14 protein-coding genes are annotated in these 13880 nt (G+C 33.1%); 7 read left to right on the forward strand and 7 right to left on the reverse strand.

The window, feature by feature from the left end; translation table 11 throughout:
* The first annotated feature begins 24 nt into the window (after positions 1-24).
* Entirely contained in the window at positions 25-1203 is a 1179-nt protein-coding gene (locus tag HYG84_RS06860) for an acetyl-CoA C-acetyltransferase (RefSeq protein WP_212381529.1), read from the forward strand.
* A 90-nt stretch (positions 1204-1293) separates the two neighbouring features.
* On the opposite strand, the gene HYG84_RS06865 is transcribed toward HYG84_RS06860, so the two are convergent.
* On the reverse strand, positions 1294-2151 hold the full coding sequence (locus HYG84_RS06865) for a DMT family transporter (RefSeq protein WP_212381530.1): 858 nt from the start codon (positions 2149-2151) through the stop codon (positions 1294-1296).
* 362 nt (positions 2152-2513) lie between these two features.
* Between HYG84_RS06865 and HYG84_RS06870 the strand changes: the two genes are divergently transcribed.
* Entirely contained in the window at positions 2514-3677 is a 1164-nt protein-coding gene (locus HYG84_RS06870) for an MGDG synthase family glycosyltransferase (RefSeq protein ID WP_212381532.1), read from the forward strand.
* 59 nt (positions 3678-3736) lie between these two features.
* Here the strand turns inward: HYG84_RS06870 and HYG84_RS06875 are convergent, their stop codons facing one another.
* Positions 3737-4966, reverse strand: a complete 1230-nt coding sequence (locus tag HYG84_RS06875) for a S8 family peptidase (protein WP_212381534.1) — start codon at positions 4964-4966, stop codon at positions 3737-3739.
* A 330-nt stretch (positions 4967-5296) separates the two neighbouring features.
* Between HYG84_RS06875 and HYG84_RS06880 the strand changes: the two genes are divergently transcribed.
* Positions 5297-5761: a C-GCAxxG-C-C family protein gene (locus HYG84_RS06880; RefSeq protein WP_212381536.1), complete on the forward strand. Its 465-nt coding sequence runs from the start codon at positions 5297-5299 to the stop codon at positions 5759-5761.
* A 13-nt stretch (positions 5762-5774) separates the two neighbouring features.
* Complete coding sequence (locus HYG84_RS06885; protein WP_212381538.1) at positions 5775-6713, forward strand: TDT family transporter; 939 nt, start codon at positions 5775-5777, stop codon at positions 6711-6713.
* A 135-nt stretch (positions 6714-6848) separates the two neighbouring features.
* Here HYG84_RS06885 and HYG84_RS06890 read toward each other — a convergent pair whose 3' ends face one another.
* Positions 6849-7397, reverse strand: a complete 549-nt coding sequence (locus HYG84_RS06890; protein ID WP_212381540.1) for a helix-turn-helix domain-containing protein — start codon at positions 7395-7397, stop codon at positions 6849-6851.
* A 138-nt stretch (positions 7398-7535) separates the two neighbouring features.
* Between HYG84_RS06890 and HYG84_RS06895 the strand changes: the two genes are divergently transcribed.
* Together HYG84_RS06895 and HYG84_RS20510 are read left to right on the forward strand one after the other, a co-directional pair.
* Complete coding sequence (locus tag HYG84_RS06895) at positions 7536-8390, forward strand: DMT family transporter (protein WP_212381542.1); 855 nt, start codon at positions 7536-7538, stop codon at positions 8388-8390.
* A gap of 23 nt (positions 8391-8413) precedes the next feature.
* On the forward strand, positions 8414-8536 hold the full coding sequence (locus HYG84_RS20510) for a hypothetical protein (protein ID WP_256442587.1): 123 nt from the start codon (positions 8414-8416) through the stop codon (positions 8534-8536).
* Between the two features lie 61 nt (positions 8537-8597).
* Here HYG84_RS20510 and HYG84_RS06900 read toward each other — a convergent pair whose 3' ends face one another.
* The 4 genes from HYG84_RS06900 to HYG84_RS06915 all read right to left on the reverse strand — a co-directional run bounded on the left by HYG84_RS06900 (position 8598) and on the right by HYG84_RS06915 (position 12919).
* The gene (locus HYG84_RS06900) at positions 8598-9167 is read right to left on the reverse strand and encodes a nucleotidyltransferase family protein (protein WP_330655598.1); all 570 of its coding nucleotides are present in this window, start codon (positions 9165-9167) and stop codon (positions 8598-8600) included.
* Positions 9168-9280: 113 nt separating this feature from the next.
* On the reverse strand, positions 9281-9751 hold the full coding sequence (locus HYG84_RS06905; protein WP_212381547.1) for a (2Fe-2S)-binding protein: 471 nt from the start codon (positions 9749-9751) through the stop codon (positions 9281-9283).
* The gene (locus HYG84_RS06910; RefSeq protein WP_212381549.1) at positions 9751-10587 is read right to left on the reverse strand and encodes an FAD binding domain-containing protein; all 837 of its coding nucleotides are present in this window, start codon (positions 10585-10587) and stop codon (positions 9751-9753) included. Before HYG84_RS06910 ends, HYG84_RS06905 begins: the two co-directional genes overlap by 1 nt.
* Positions 10574-12919 (reverse strand): xanthine dehydrogenase family protein molybdopterin-binding subunit, encoded by a 2346-nt coding sequence (locus HYG84_RS06915; RefSeq protein WP_212381551.1) that lies wholly within the window; start codon positions 12917-12919, stop codon positions 10574-10576. Before HYG84_RS06915 ends, HYG84_RS06910 begins: the two co-directional genes overlap by 14 nt.
* Positions 12920-13214: 295 nt before the next feature.
* Between HYG84_RS06915 and HYG84_RS06920 the strand changes: the two genes are divergently transcribed.
* Positions 13215-13832: a TetR/AcrR family transcriptional regulator gene (locus HYG84_RS06920; protein WP_212381553.1), complete on the forward strand. Its 618-nt coding sequence runs from the start codon at positions 13215-13217 to the stop codon at positions 13830-13832.
* Positions 13833-13880: the final 48 nt, after the last annotated feature.

Below are 13880 nucleotides of genomic sequence, written 5' to 3' on the forward strand. Positions count from 1 at the left end.
AATGATAATAAAGAGGTGTAATACATGAGAGAAATTGTAATAGTGAGTGCTGCTAGGACACCAATAGGAAACTTTGGTGGGGCACTTAAAGATATAAGTGCGGCAGATTTAGGTGCAACAGCTATTAAGGGTGCATTAGATAGAGCAGGAATTACAGGAGATATGGTAGATGAAGTTCTTATTGGATGTGTTTTACAAGGAGGAGTTGGACAAAATGTAGCAAGGCAGGCAGCCACTAAAGCAGGTATACCTTATGAAGTATCTTCTATGGCTATTAATAAGATATGTGGATCAGGACTTAGGGCAGTTTCTCTAGGCGCTCAAACGATTATTGCTGGTGATAATGACATTGTAGTAGTAGGTGGAACAGAGAGTATGTCTCAGGCTCCATATGTTTTAAAGGATATGAGATGGGGATCTAGAATGGGAGATACAAAGGTAGTAGATACTTTAATTAACGATGCATTAACCTGTGCCTTTAATGATTACCACATGGGTATAACTGCAGAAAACCTTGCAGAAAAATACAATATTTCTAGAGAAGAGCAAGATAAATTTGCAGTCGAAAGTCAAAACAAAGCTGAAAAAGCACAGAAAACTGGATTATTTGATGCAGAAATAGTACCTGTTATTGTAAAGACCCGAAAAGGAGATATCCTTGTAGATAAGGACGAGTATATAAAATATGGAACAACTATGGAATCTGTAGAAAAATTAAGACCAGCATTTAAAAAGGATGGTACAGTAACAGCTGCAAATGCTTCTGGAATTAATGATGGAGCTGCTGCATTGGTACTTATGAGTAAAGAAAAGGCTGATGAGCTAGGAATTAAACCATTAGCTAAATTAGTAGCCTATGCTTCAGGCGGAGTAGAGCCTGCTATTATGGGCTATGGACCTGTAGCTTCTACGGAAAAAGCATTAAAAAAATCAGGCTGGAAGGTTGAAGATTTAGATATTATTGAGGCCAACGAAGCGTTTGCTGCTCAAGCTCTATCTGTAGCTAAGGGACTAAACTTCAATGATGAGATAGTTAATGTTAAAGGTGGGGCAATAGCTTTAGGTCATCCGGTAGGAGCAAGTGGAGCAAGAATTTTAACTACTCTGCTTTATGCAATGGAAGAAAGAGATGCTAAAAAAGGATTAGCAACACTTTGTATCGGTGGAGGTATGGGTACATCTGTGTTAGTAGAAAGAATATAGTATTGACAAAATGCCACATGGAGTTAATTCTCCTTGTGGCATTTTTAATGAAAGCTTTGTTATTTTGGCAAATTCTATATAAGCTAATATTTATTGAACATCTAGGACATGCTTCCTAGCCCTATAGTTTAAATAAGCTCCTGTTAAAATACAAAGTACACCTAATGTACTTAATAGATTAGGTATCTCTCCCCATAAGATAATTCCTATAAATATAGAAAATATAGTATTGCCATATGAATAAATAGATAAATCCCCTGCCTCTGCATAACGATAAGCATGGGTCATTAGATATTGAGCAAATGTTGAGAATACGCCCACAGTCAGTAAAGATATAAAGGATACTGTATCTGGCATAACAAAATCACCTAATACCATAAAGGGTATAGTTATAATAGTCGATATTCCTGTAAAGTAAAATACAATCATATGAGGTGTATCAGTTAGTCTTAAATGACGTATCATTGTGTATGCGGAAGCCGCAAATATTGAGGATAGTATTCCTACTACTGCTGGTAAAATAGTATAGTTAAATTGAGGTTGAGCTATAAAAACCACGCCTATTAATGCTAATATGATAGCAGGAATTTGAAGCTTCTTAATTTTTTCGCCTAAAAACATGGCAGCTAGAATAATTATAAAGAATGGGTTTAATTGGTTTAATACTACTGCATCAGCTAAGGGAAGATTATCTATTGCATAAAAATAAAAAACGACTCCTAAAAAACCTAAAATAGCACGATAGGATAAATACTTAGTATTATTTCCTCTAAAACTTTCCCCCGATTTAAAAATCATATATCCAGATACTACAAAACCGACTATATTTCTGAAAAACACCTTTTCCATTGTAGGTATATTGCCAGAAAACTTAACTGCCCCTGCCATTAAGGCGAAGAATAAAGATGATGCTAACATATATAAAATGCCTTTATTTCGATCCGCCACCCTATTACCCCCTTACAAAATTTTTGAAAAATCTTCTGTGTATTATACTATGATATTATACTATGATATTATAGTTGGGATGGTACTGTAAAAAATGAGGAATGATATATCTAGTATCTATAGAGCTTGATATATTTTAACAATTATTCATTATATATTATTATATGGAAATTTTAAGAGAAATTTAATATTTGATTAAGACCGCTTTAACATTATGCTGATATAATTAAAATAAATCCAGTAGGAATGTTATTAAGTTGAAGAATTAATTTTAATATATATATAAATATATAGATGAGAAATGGATAGTAAATACATTAATTGGGTAATGTTGTAATATATATAATGGGGGATGAAAGAGTATGTTAACAAACAAATATAAAATAATGATTATGACAGCTTCTGTAGGTTGTGGACATGACCAGGCAGCTAAGGTTATAAAAAAACATCTATTAGATAAACACGACAATTTAGATATAGAGATTATTGATTTTATTGATATTTTTCCGTCTACAATTGGAAGTCTTATTAAGGCAACCTATTTAAAGATGATAGATATGGTTCCTAGCTGGTATAATCTTTTATACCAAGGAACTATGAGGCTTAATCAACAAAGCAAGGTAAGCAGTATATTTGCACATAAATATAAAAAGAAAGTCGCGACACTAATTGAAGCTTCAAACCCAGATATGATTTTATTTACTAATCCTTTTCCATCAACTCTAGTATCGCATTTAAAAAGGAAAAATAAAATTAACACATATACTGCGAGTATAATTACTGACTATACTGCTCATAGCGTGTGGCTTGATTCCACTATTGACAGCTACTTTGTTGGCAGCAATATTTTAAAACAGGAGATGATAGATAGAGGTATAGAAGGTTCAAAGATACGTGTAACGGGAATACCTATTGAAGGTAAATTTAATACACCAGTTAATAGGGAAGAAAAAATGATAGAGTTAGGTTTAGAATTAGATATACCTACTGTATTAATTATGGGTGGTGGTCTAGGATTAGGATCAATAGAAGAGGTTCTAAAAACTACAGATAAAATTAATAAACCCTTACAGCTAATAGTAGTTGCAGGTAAAAATCAATATTTAAAGGAAGAACTAGAAAATAGGGTCTATAATCTAAAACATAATGTGAAGATACTAGGATTTTGTGATAATGTTCATGAGTTGATGGAATGTTCGCATCTTTTAGTTTCGAAGGCTGGGGGGCTAACAATGACAGAAGCAGTTACTAAAGAGCTACCAGTATTAGTTTTTGATCCTATACCAGGTCAAGAAGTAAAAAATGCTCAATACTTTTCAGATATAGGGGCAGCAATGTATCTAAAAGACTTAAATGAGCTAAGAGATGCCATTGAAGAACTATTATATGAAAGCCCACAAAAGAGAGAAAAGATGGTAAAATGTTGTTCTGTAATTCGTAAACCACATGCTGCAGAAGATGTTTCGAAATTTATATTTAAAAAAATAGACAATAGAGCTTCTAAAAAAACTCCTATGATTAAGTAGGAGTTTTTTTGTGGTGCGCCCAGCATAGGTGATAACTTGCTGTCCTTTTGTATTTTTTCTTAATTATTAATGGTTGAAGTAATCGTGGAAATTAGTTTTTTAGGATTAACTATTTTCATGTTTTTACCTTCATATTTATTATCTTGTTTTATCTCATCGAGTGTGTCTCCAGTTGATAAAGCTAAATCCCAAAATATATCTGGAGTTATGTCCGGATTTACTTCACATGCCAACGCATATAGTCCACTAATGTATGGTATAACCATACTCCACGCACCTTTACTATACATTACATACTCATCTTTTCCAGTTGGACTGGCTAGCCATCTTGCATCCATAGGCACCATTAATATATCCTCTGCTGCCTCATATGGTTCAAGATAATAGTCTGCACTATATGATTCTATATACTTTGGATCAGACATTGGATTCCTGTTAAGTCCAGCAAAGTGAAGATTATCAGTGTCAAAAAGTCGTGCTGTCACGATAAATATGTTCTCTTGTCTTGCTTTTTCAATAGCATTGTAAATTGCTTCTGCATTTTTGCTGTTTGGATCCCAACCAGATGATATTGATACTACTTTGATTTTATTGTCTTCTGGTAAATCTTTATTTATTTCAATCATTCTTTCTATAGCGTTTGCTAGATGTATATATCCATTTTCATACTCTGTATCCTCGTCTAAATATGCAATATAGTATATGTTGGCATCAGGAGCTACCCCTACATCTCTTCCACATAGTATTGATGTTATAGGCGTTCCATGATAGTGAGCTGGTCCATCCATATCGAATATCTCTTCATATACTTTTATATTATCTTTAAATTCTTTATGGTCTACTAATAAGCGCCCATCAATTATCCCTACATTTACACCTTTTCCAGTAATCTTTTCTTTGTGCAGATAATCGATATCTAGTCCTGGTTGCTTACCATACTTTATAATGGTTTCTATATTAAATCCGTCAGGAAGCTTTTTCGGCCATTTTGTTTGACTATCAAATATAAAACGTTCAAAATTTACTTGTGTTAAATCTAAGTCAGATATATCGTATCCCCTTAACTCATACTGGCCCCTATTTTCATCAAAAACTTCCTTAATATCTAATAGTTTTCCCCTATTATAATTTATAGGTTCTGGATATACTTCTATTTTCTGTTCAAAGTTCTGTTTCTCTCCTGAATCAAATTTTTCAGTTATAGACTGAGCTGCTTGGCTTGTACACCCTACAAAAACTGTGCTAATTAGTACAATAATTAATACTATACTTAATAATTTGTTTCTCACTTTAATACCCCCTTCGTTTACCACTCTAGTACCCCCTTTAAGATTTGTAAGAGCAAAACATTTACCTAATTATACCAATAAAGAACCAAGAAGTCTACGCTCTTTGTTGCTTTAATTGATTTAACCCTGAAACTACCAACTTATCTACTTGTGTCTCTACATTTAATGGGATACCAATATGTATAATTATATTTATTTTTTCAATACATAATGATTGTTTAATAGATAGAATCTATTTTTAATTCCTTATTCCCTATGCTATATTGAAATTATTCAGATATTGTATAAATATTTAACGATTTTATTTAATTTAAAGGGAGGGATTACCAAATGAAAAAAGAAATAAGTATACGCAAAGTTAAAGAGGATGCAGAGGCTTTATATAGAAAGGGAGATTTCTTTTGCTCTGAAGCTATAGTTAGTTCTATTAGAGATAACTTTGAAATTGATATGCCTGAAGAAATGGTGGCTATGGCGTCTGGATTTCCTATAGGAATTGGTAAGTCAAAATGTGTATGTGGAGCTGTATCTGGTGGTATTATGTGTCTTGGGTACTTCTTTGGAAGAACCAAGGGTGGAGACACTAAAGTTCAAAATACCTTAGCACTTGCTAATGAATTACAAGAGAGCTTTAAAAACAACCATAAGGTTTTATGTTGTAAGGTATTAACACACGGAATGGATATGGGCTCCGGAGAGCATAAAGAACAATGTATTTCTTTTACAGGTGAAATAGCAGAAAAGGCAGCTGAGATTATAGCTAGAGAATTAAACATTGTAAATATTGATAAATAATGGGGTGATGGATATGGGGCGAATCATTAAAAAAGTACCTATACCAATGGCAGGCTTAATGCTAGGTTTAGCTGCATTAGGCAACTTAATTCAATCCTATGGAGATGTGTATAGAAATATATTAGGAGGAATATCGGCAGTTTTGCTACTTTTACTTATACTAAAGATAGTTGCAGATCCTAAAGGAGTAAAAGAGAGCATGGATAATCCAGTTGTGGCTAGTGTAAGTCCCACTTTATCAATGGGAATTATGCTTTTAGCTACTTATATTAAACCATATTATCCTTCTGTTTCCTATGGTATGTGGATAGTAGGACTTGGACTACATGTTGTTTTAATACTTTACTTTACAAAGAAATACTTGTTAAATTTTAATATTAAAAAGGTTTTCCCAAGCTGGTTTATTGTTTATGTAGGAATTGTGGTAGGAAGCGTAACTGCACCTGCTTATAATCAAGCTATAATTGGACAGTATTTATTTTGGTTTGGATTTATTTCTTATTTAGTATTACTGCCAATTGTTATATATCGGATTGTAAAGGTAAAGGGAATTCCAGAACCTGCGCTACCTACTATAGCCATATTTGCGGCACCTGCTAGCCTTTGTTTAGCTGGATATATAAATTCTTTCCCCAATAAAAATATGGGTATTGTAGGATTTTTAGCGGCATTATCCTTAATTATGTTAGCAGCAGTCTTATTATATATGCCAAAACTATTAAAGCTTCCTTTTTATCCTAGTTATTCTTCATATACCTTCCCATTGGTAATTAGTGGAGTTGCAATTAAGCTTACTAACGGATTTTTAGCGAAATCAGGTAATCCGATAGCTTGGTTAAAACCTATTGTGAAGTTTGAGGAAGTTATAGCCGTATTATTTGTATTATATGTATTGATTAAGTATATTCAATTCCTGTTCTCAAGTCCAAAGGCAACAACTGTAAAAGCTTAATAAGTTTAAAATAAAAAATATAGTGTAATACCTTAAAACCACCCTAAGAGTAAATATATAGGGTGGCTTTTTCTATTCTCACATTATAATCCTTCCTAGACTAAAAATGCTGCTATCATAACGAAGGCAGCATTTTTAGTAGTAATAAATTATATCTGTAAATTCAAGAACCGTATCCAAATTATTGATAAAGGTATGTGGAAGGGAACAGTCAAATTGGATAGAGTCACCTTCTTGAAGCACATATTCCTCTGTAGTCAGCCGAATTGTCAATTCACCCCGAATTACAAAAATATATTCCTGAGTTTTAGTATTATGACCGTCAGAGCTATGCTTACAATGAGGCTGCAGCTCAACCTTAAATAATTCAAAACTACGGTTGGGGTTGGTGGTGTAGTAACAGTAGGAGACAAAGGAATTCTTATTCTCTGACTGCTTCTTACAGTCACTCTTGCGGATGATAACGGCATCGTTCATTGGAGAATCGATCAGTCGGGTATAGGGCACATTTAGACCGATGGCAATCTTCCAAATTGTGTTAATAGTTGGATTAGACTCACCTTTCTCTATCTGAGAGAGCATTACCTTACTGACACCTGACAACTCGGATAACTGACCGAGACTAAGATTGCGATCCGTTCTTAATCTCCTTAAATTTGTAGAAATTATATAATTTAAGTTCATAAAAATCCTCCTATTGACAAATATACCGTACATTTGTATAATTTATTTAACGTTTAATAAAACGAATGATTGTAAAATATATTGTAGCAGATTGCCATCTATATTTCAAGTAAAAAGGCAGTTCGAAAGGAGACCATTATGAAGAAGGCAAGGATTCAATTTGTTTTGTCAATGCTGATTGTAGGAAGCATGGGTTTGTTTGTTAAGAACATTCCATTTTCATCTGCTCAGATTGCACTGGTAAGAGGCATATTGGGCTGTGCATTTATATTTGTGTTTGGCTTACTATCAAGTGAGAAAGTCAGTGGAGAGAAAATAAAAGCAAACCGATGGATTTTAATTGCTTCTGGTATTGCACTTGGAGGGAACTGGATTCTTCTTTTTCAGGCTTATAAGTACACAACCATATCTAATGCGACCATCTGCTATTACTTTGCTCCTGTACTTGTAATGATTCTGTCTCCATTGATTTTGAAAGAGTCACTCAATACATTAAAGGTGATGTGTATCGTTGCTGCCTTAGTTGGGCTAGTTTGTATTGCAGGTGTAAGCCAGACATCAGGTGTAAATGATTTTGTAGGTGTTCTGTACGGTCTTGTAGCGGCGGTTCTATATGCAACTGTCATATTCTTAAATAAGCAATTGAAGGATATTACAGGAATTGAAAGCTCTATTGTGCAATTGGGGATTGCAGCTGTATCACTGCTTCCGTATGTGCTTCTGGTTGATGGTATCCAGCTTGACAAAATGACAGTAAAGCCGATTGTGTTGCTTTTGATTGTAGGTGTCGTACATACCGGAGTTGTCTACCTATTATATTTTTCATCTATGAGAGAACTTTCTGGTCAGAGCATAGCAGCACTAAGTTATATTGATCCAGTAGTCGCCATCATTTTAGCTACCATATTTCTGCATGAAAAAATGACGATTGTGCAGCTAATTGGTGGGATTCTTATACTTGGGGCAACATTTGTAAATGAGATATATGGATAAAGAAAAAAATAAGGAAGAAGATTTTGAAGAAGATATTATATATGCCAAAACTATTAAAGCTTCCTTTTCATCCTAGTTATTCTTCATATACCTTCCCATTTGTATTTAGTGGAGTTGCAATTAAGCTTAATAAGTTCAAAATATAATCATAAAAACCATCCTAACATGAACATAGGATGGTTTTGCAATTGAATAAAAACTTGGCTTCTAATCCTTTGTTTGAAAATACATAAGAACCTTTTTGTAGTCCTCAATAGTATCTATATCCATTAGTATACCAGGGTCTGTAACATTTATAGACGCGAATCCTTTTTTAGTAGTAAAATCACGTAAGGTTTTACAAGTATGATCTTTTGATAATTCTTCTATTAAATAGCTTTTCATCAATAATGGATGACCTTTCCTTCCATTGTATGTAGGAATGACTATGTCTTCATCAATTTTTAACATATCTATGTAAGTTTGTTTATCAACTACAGGATAGTCTCCAGGAATTAGAAATACTCTTTCTCCTACAATATGACTAAATCCCATTTTTACCGAACTAAACATACCATCTAAATAATTAGGATTATCAATTAATTCTACTTTAGGATATTTATTCAATATATGCTTTATATCTTTTGAACTATGACCACCTACTACTATGATTCTCGAGCATAGATCACGCATTCCACAAATACATCTCTCGATTACAGTGGATCCATTTATGTTTAGTAGTAATTTATTAGTACCTAATCTCGTTGATAATCCACCAGCTAAAATTATTCCTTCCACTTTCATCTCTTCTAAATTCCATTCTATTTTAAATTAATTACTGAATGAAGAATATGAACACGCTTACATATATGGAAAATAATGGTTTATATTTTATAATTATTTAATATTTTTTAAACCTCACTATTCAAAATTGACTTTATAGCATTTTCAATCTCTTCATATCCTGTGCATCTACATAAATTAGACTGAAGCCACTCTTGTATTACATAATCATTTGCATTAGGATGAATATTTGAAAGTGCATGACAAACCATTAAAAATCCAGAAGTGCAGTAACCACATTGGAAACCCCAATTTTCAACAAAGGCTTTTTGAATAGGAGCATCTTTTAGTCCTTCCACAGTAAGGATTTTCTTTCCTACGGCCTCTACGGTAAGCATAAGGCAAGCTTTTATAGGCCAGCCATCTACTAAAACAGTACAGGCGCCGCAGTCTCCATTTTCGCAGCCAGGCTTTACACTAGTAAGGCCAAGTTCTTTTCGTAGAGTGTGCAATAAAATATCGGAGGGCTCAGCAATTATTTTTCTATCTTCTCCATTTATATTTAGGGTTAAGACGGTAGCATTTAAAATTTTAAGCATTAACTTATCACCTCAAATTTATTTAAGGTCTCATGTAACATTGTATTTAGTATAAATTTTCTATATTCCGAAGAACCACTAATATCGTTTAATATCTGACTAGGTATATTGTTAATAGCCGTATTTATTCTTTCATCTATAGAAATTAAATTATCGTTTAAAATATCTTCAATTAAAGACGATCTAAAAGGGTATTCACACAAACCACTGAAAGCAATATTTATATTATTATTATTTTTCAAAGCAGCTATTGTAATTAGAGGGTAATCTATCTTCTCATTTTTTGTTCTCTTTACATGTATATAAGGTAGAGAAAGAAATTGATTATCTATAATTACTTTAACAATCATCTCTCCTTCGGTAAGCTGAATCTGTTTATCAAATACTTCCCTTAAGGGCACTCTTTTGTTTCCGTCTATACCTGCTATTACTATTTCACTATCTGTCACTAAAAGGGGTAGTATAGCCTCACGATATATTATGGTAGCGGCTAAATTACCACCAAGTGTAATTTTTCCTTGTATTGTATGATCTGCTATTCTTTTAACGGTTAAACTAAGCAGAGGGAAAAGGTTTAATTCGGCAATATTGGTAAGCGTTACAGCTGAACCAATTATTAGTTCGTTATTTCTCAATTGATGTATATTGCATTCTGGGATACCTTTAATATCGATGACTCCCTCCGTATATACATTGTGCATTCTAGCCATACTAATAAATTCTGTTCCACCCCCATAATAGATGGGCTTTTTTCCTATAGTTTTTAATTTGTTAAATAGATTAACAGCCTCTTCCACTGTTTCTGGTTTATAATATTCAAAATCAAAAGGTATCATACTTACCTCCAGTTTTCATTTTCCATATTTCTTCAGGTGAAATAGGTATTTTATTAAAATCAGATTCAGTTGCTAAGGATATTGCATTAGCAAAAGCAGCAGGTATTCCAAGAATACCATGTTCACCCATACCTCTAGCACCAAATGGGGCATCAATCTGAGGTGTTTCAATAAAATCAACTATATATTTAGGATTTTCTCCAAATCTCATTAATTTATAAGTTCTCAGTGAAGTATTTTCTAATATTCCAGCATTATCATAAGAAAATTCCTCTCTAGTAGCTAAGCCTAGACCCATGTTCATACCGCCCATTATAAGCCCTGCAGCTGTTTTGGGGTTAATAACTTTACCTACATCAATAACGGTTACAGCTTTTAACAATCTATAAGTATAACTTTTAGGATCATACTCTATTTCTACAGCTTGAGCGCCTACAGTCCAAGACACTCCTACCTTACCTTTTCCTGTTTCCTTATTCAATGGAGTTAAATGCTTCATCATGTAGTTGCCATGTGAAATTATTTGCCCACCTATAGATGTTCCATCTGGATATCTATATCCATGGGCTAAATCCTTAAATTCAATATATATTTCAGGATTATCTTTTAAATATACTCTCTGATCCCCTATATCTAAATCATCTGGAGGACATTTAAGCACTATGGCTCCAATAGAGCGGAGCTGCCGTATTAGATCCGCAGCTGCATTAATGGCAGCATTTCCAGCCATAAAGGTTGTCATGCTTGCAACTGTTTTCCAATGTTTAGGAGTAACTTGAGTATCTACATCCATAACTACGTGGATTTTATTAACGTCGATTTTCATTTTTTCTGCTAGTATTTGAGATACAGTAGTTTTCATTCCAGGACCGATTTCAACAGCTCCAAAGTTAAGGTTTATACTCCCGTCAGTGTTTAAAGTAAGTATAACTCCAGATGTGGCATTAGTCGGAGAATCAGATGTTTTCCAAAAACAACTTATTCCTTTTGCTAGTATCATATCATTTGCTGTTTCTATTCTGGCACCTTCCTGCCAATTGATAATTTCCTTTAACCTTAGTAGGCAGTTTGTTAAGTGTCCTGTATTACTTAGTGTCACCTTTGATTGTGTTGGAGTAAAGTTACCTTGGGTTATGGAATTTTTTATTCTTAATGCTATAGGATCTATTCCCAATGAAGACGCTAACTTATCTAGCATTCTTTCAATACAGAAAGTAAATGCTGTATGGCCAAAGCCACGGTAAGACGTAACATAAGTATTATTAGTATAAACGGTAAATGAATCGCACCATACATTTTCAATATTATAGGGCCCAGAACAATTAACTGCTATTGCTTTAGCCATGCGTGGTCCAGTATCGGAATAAGCACCGCAACCTACAAAATAAGTACATTCTAAAGCTTTTATTAAGCCATCTTTAGTGGCTCCAACTTTAAGCTTAGCTTCAACATCTATTTTAGATGGCGAGCTAGTTATATCCTCTTCTCTAGAATTAGCTACTTCAACTAATCTTCCTCCAACTGCCTTTGAAGCAAGATACGCTATAAATTCAAGATCGACAGTAGCTTTTCCACCAAATGCCCCCCCAACCAATGGAACACGAACAATAACATTGCCTTCTGGTATATTATAAAGTTTACTTAATCTTTTCTTTACCGAGAAAGGGGCTTGTGAAGATGTATATATTATTACATTCCCATCTGGCAATATTTGAGCTTTAGCATTTCTAGTTTCCATAGCAAGATGATCTGATTTAGGAAGTGAAAAATTTGATTCTATAATAACATCACTTTCTGCCCATCCTTGAGATATATTTCCTTTTCGTATTTTTACATGATCTGCGATATTTGAATTAGCTTTTGGATATACATCGTTAACTGTACAATGATAATGTCCTAAGTTTTTGTGTATTAAAGGTGCATCTGATTTTATAGAATCACTTATGGAATTTACTATAGGTAGAGGTTCGTAGACAACATTTATAAGCTTTACAGCTTTCATAGCCTCTGCCTCGCTATTTGCTACTACTACAGCCACTGGCTCACCAAAATATCTTACCTTATCCCTTGCAATAGGAGGTCTATCTTCAATGATAGAACCACTTAGAATAGGAAAGTAATCACCCGTAATTACAGCTTGAACACCAGTGGCTTTAGCTGCTCTTGAAATATCAATGTGTTTTATTAATGCATGGGCATGGGAGCTAGTAAGCATTTTGGCGTATAAAGTATTAGGACTGGTTATATCCGCATTATATTTCGCAGCTCCAGTAACTTTATCCCAAGCCTCTTTCCTTGGAATACTTATTCCGATTCTCCCTACATCATTCATAGAGACCTCTCCTTGTAGATAAATATTTAATAAATAACTATATGCTTTAAAATATTTTCTCCATATATGCTCAGTATATTCAATGAATCATATATATATCTAAGAGTAAAAACCTACTAGGATTTAAGTCTAATAAAATAATAGAATAAAACATTTGATAAATCCTAATTAAACACAAAGATGCTTAAGGTAAAAATCTATTGATTTGTATGTTAAATCTTTTTTATTTTTTCTCAAATGCTTTATTTAAATTAGTATTGTGATATAATATATAAAAAAGAACAGGTGATTTTTTATGCAAGTACTTAAAGAGGAAGTAAAACAATCAATCTTGGATAGTGGAAAAGCAGAGTTCTTAAAGAATGGGTTTGAAAAAACATCTATGAGGCAAATTGCAAAGTCAGCTGGTACTACTATAGGAAATCTATATAACTACTTTACTAGCAAAGAGGAAATTTTTTATATTATTACTACTCCAGCGTTTGATGAATTTATTTCGCTTTTGAATAATCATGAGGATGAAAGCTTTAAAGATTTTACTTTTGATGAGGGTATTAATATCGATTTTTTAAAGACTATTATTAAATTTTGTCTTAATAAATATGATAGTATGTTTGATTCTAGTTTTTTAATTTTGGTTGATGGAAGTAAAGGAACTAAGTATGAAAATATAAAGTCTAAGTTTATTGACTTATTATCAGAACATTTATCAGTTCATCTAAAGAATACAAATATTTCAGATGAGAAGAAAGAGAATATCTTCGGATTTTGTCATGCTGTAGCTTCAGGGTTTATAGAAGGAATGATGGATATACTAAGAACCTCCTATTCAAGAGAAGAAAAGAAGAATTTATTGACAGAGTATTTTCTATTTTATATTATTGGTGTATTTAATATAACGGCAAACAGGTAATTATCATAAATAAGTGATTACCTGTATTGCTAGTACTTAACGACTTTA

The organism is Alkaliphilus sp. B6464, from assembly GCF_018141165.1.
Classification (GTDB): Bacteria; Bacillota; Clostridia; order Peptostreptococcales; family Natronincolaceae; genus Alkaliphilus_B.

Excerpts from the sequence above, each read along its gene's own strand:
- HYG84_RS06860 (WP_212381529.1), top strand. The coding sequence starts at position 25 with ATGAGAGAAATTGTAATAGTGAGTGCTGCTAGGACACCAATAGGAAAC.
- HYG84_RS06870 (WP_212381532.1), top strand. The coding sequence starts at position 2,514 with ATGTTAACAAACAAATATAAAATAATGATTATGACAGCTTCTGTAGGT.
- HYG84_RS06880 (WP_212381536.1), top strand. The coding sequence starts at position 5,297 with ATGAAAAAAGAAATAAGTATACGCAAAGTTAAAGAGGATGCAGAGGCT.
- HYG84_RS06885 (WP_212381538.1), top strand. The coding sequence starts at position 5,775 with ATGGGGCGAATCATTAAAAAAGTACCTATACCAATGGCAGGCTTAATG.
- HYG84_RS06890 (WP_212381540.1), bottom strand. The coding sequence starts at position 7,397 with ATGAACTTAAATTATATAATTTCTACAAATTTAAGGAGATTAAGAACG.
- HYG84_RS06895 (WP_212381542.1), top strand. The coding sequence starts at position 7,536 with ATGAAGAAGGCAAGGATTCAATTTGTTTTGTCAATGCTGATTGTAGGA.
- HYG84_RS06905 (WP_212381547.1), bottom strand. The coding sequence starts at position 9,751 with ATGCTTAAAATTTTAAATGCTACCGTCTTAACCCTAAATATAAATGGA.
- HYG84_RS06910 (WP_212381549.1), bottom strand. The coding sequence starts at position 10,587 with ATGATACCTTTTGATTTTGAATATTATAAACCAGAAACAGTGGAAGAG.
- HYG84_RS06915 (WP_212381551.1), bottom strand. The coding sequence starts at position 12,919 with ATGAATGATGTAGGGAGAATCGGAATAAGTATTCCAAGGAAAGAGGCT.
- HYG84_RS06920 (WP_212381553.1), top strand. The coding sequence starts at position 13,215 with ATGCAAGTACTTAAAGAGGAAGTAAAACAATCAATCTTGGATAGTGGA.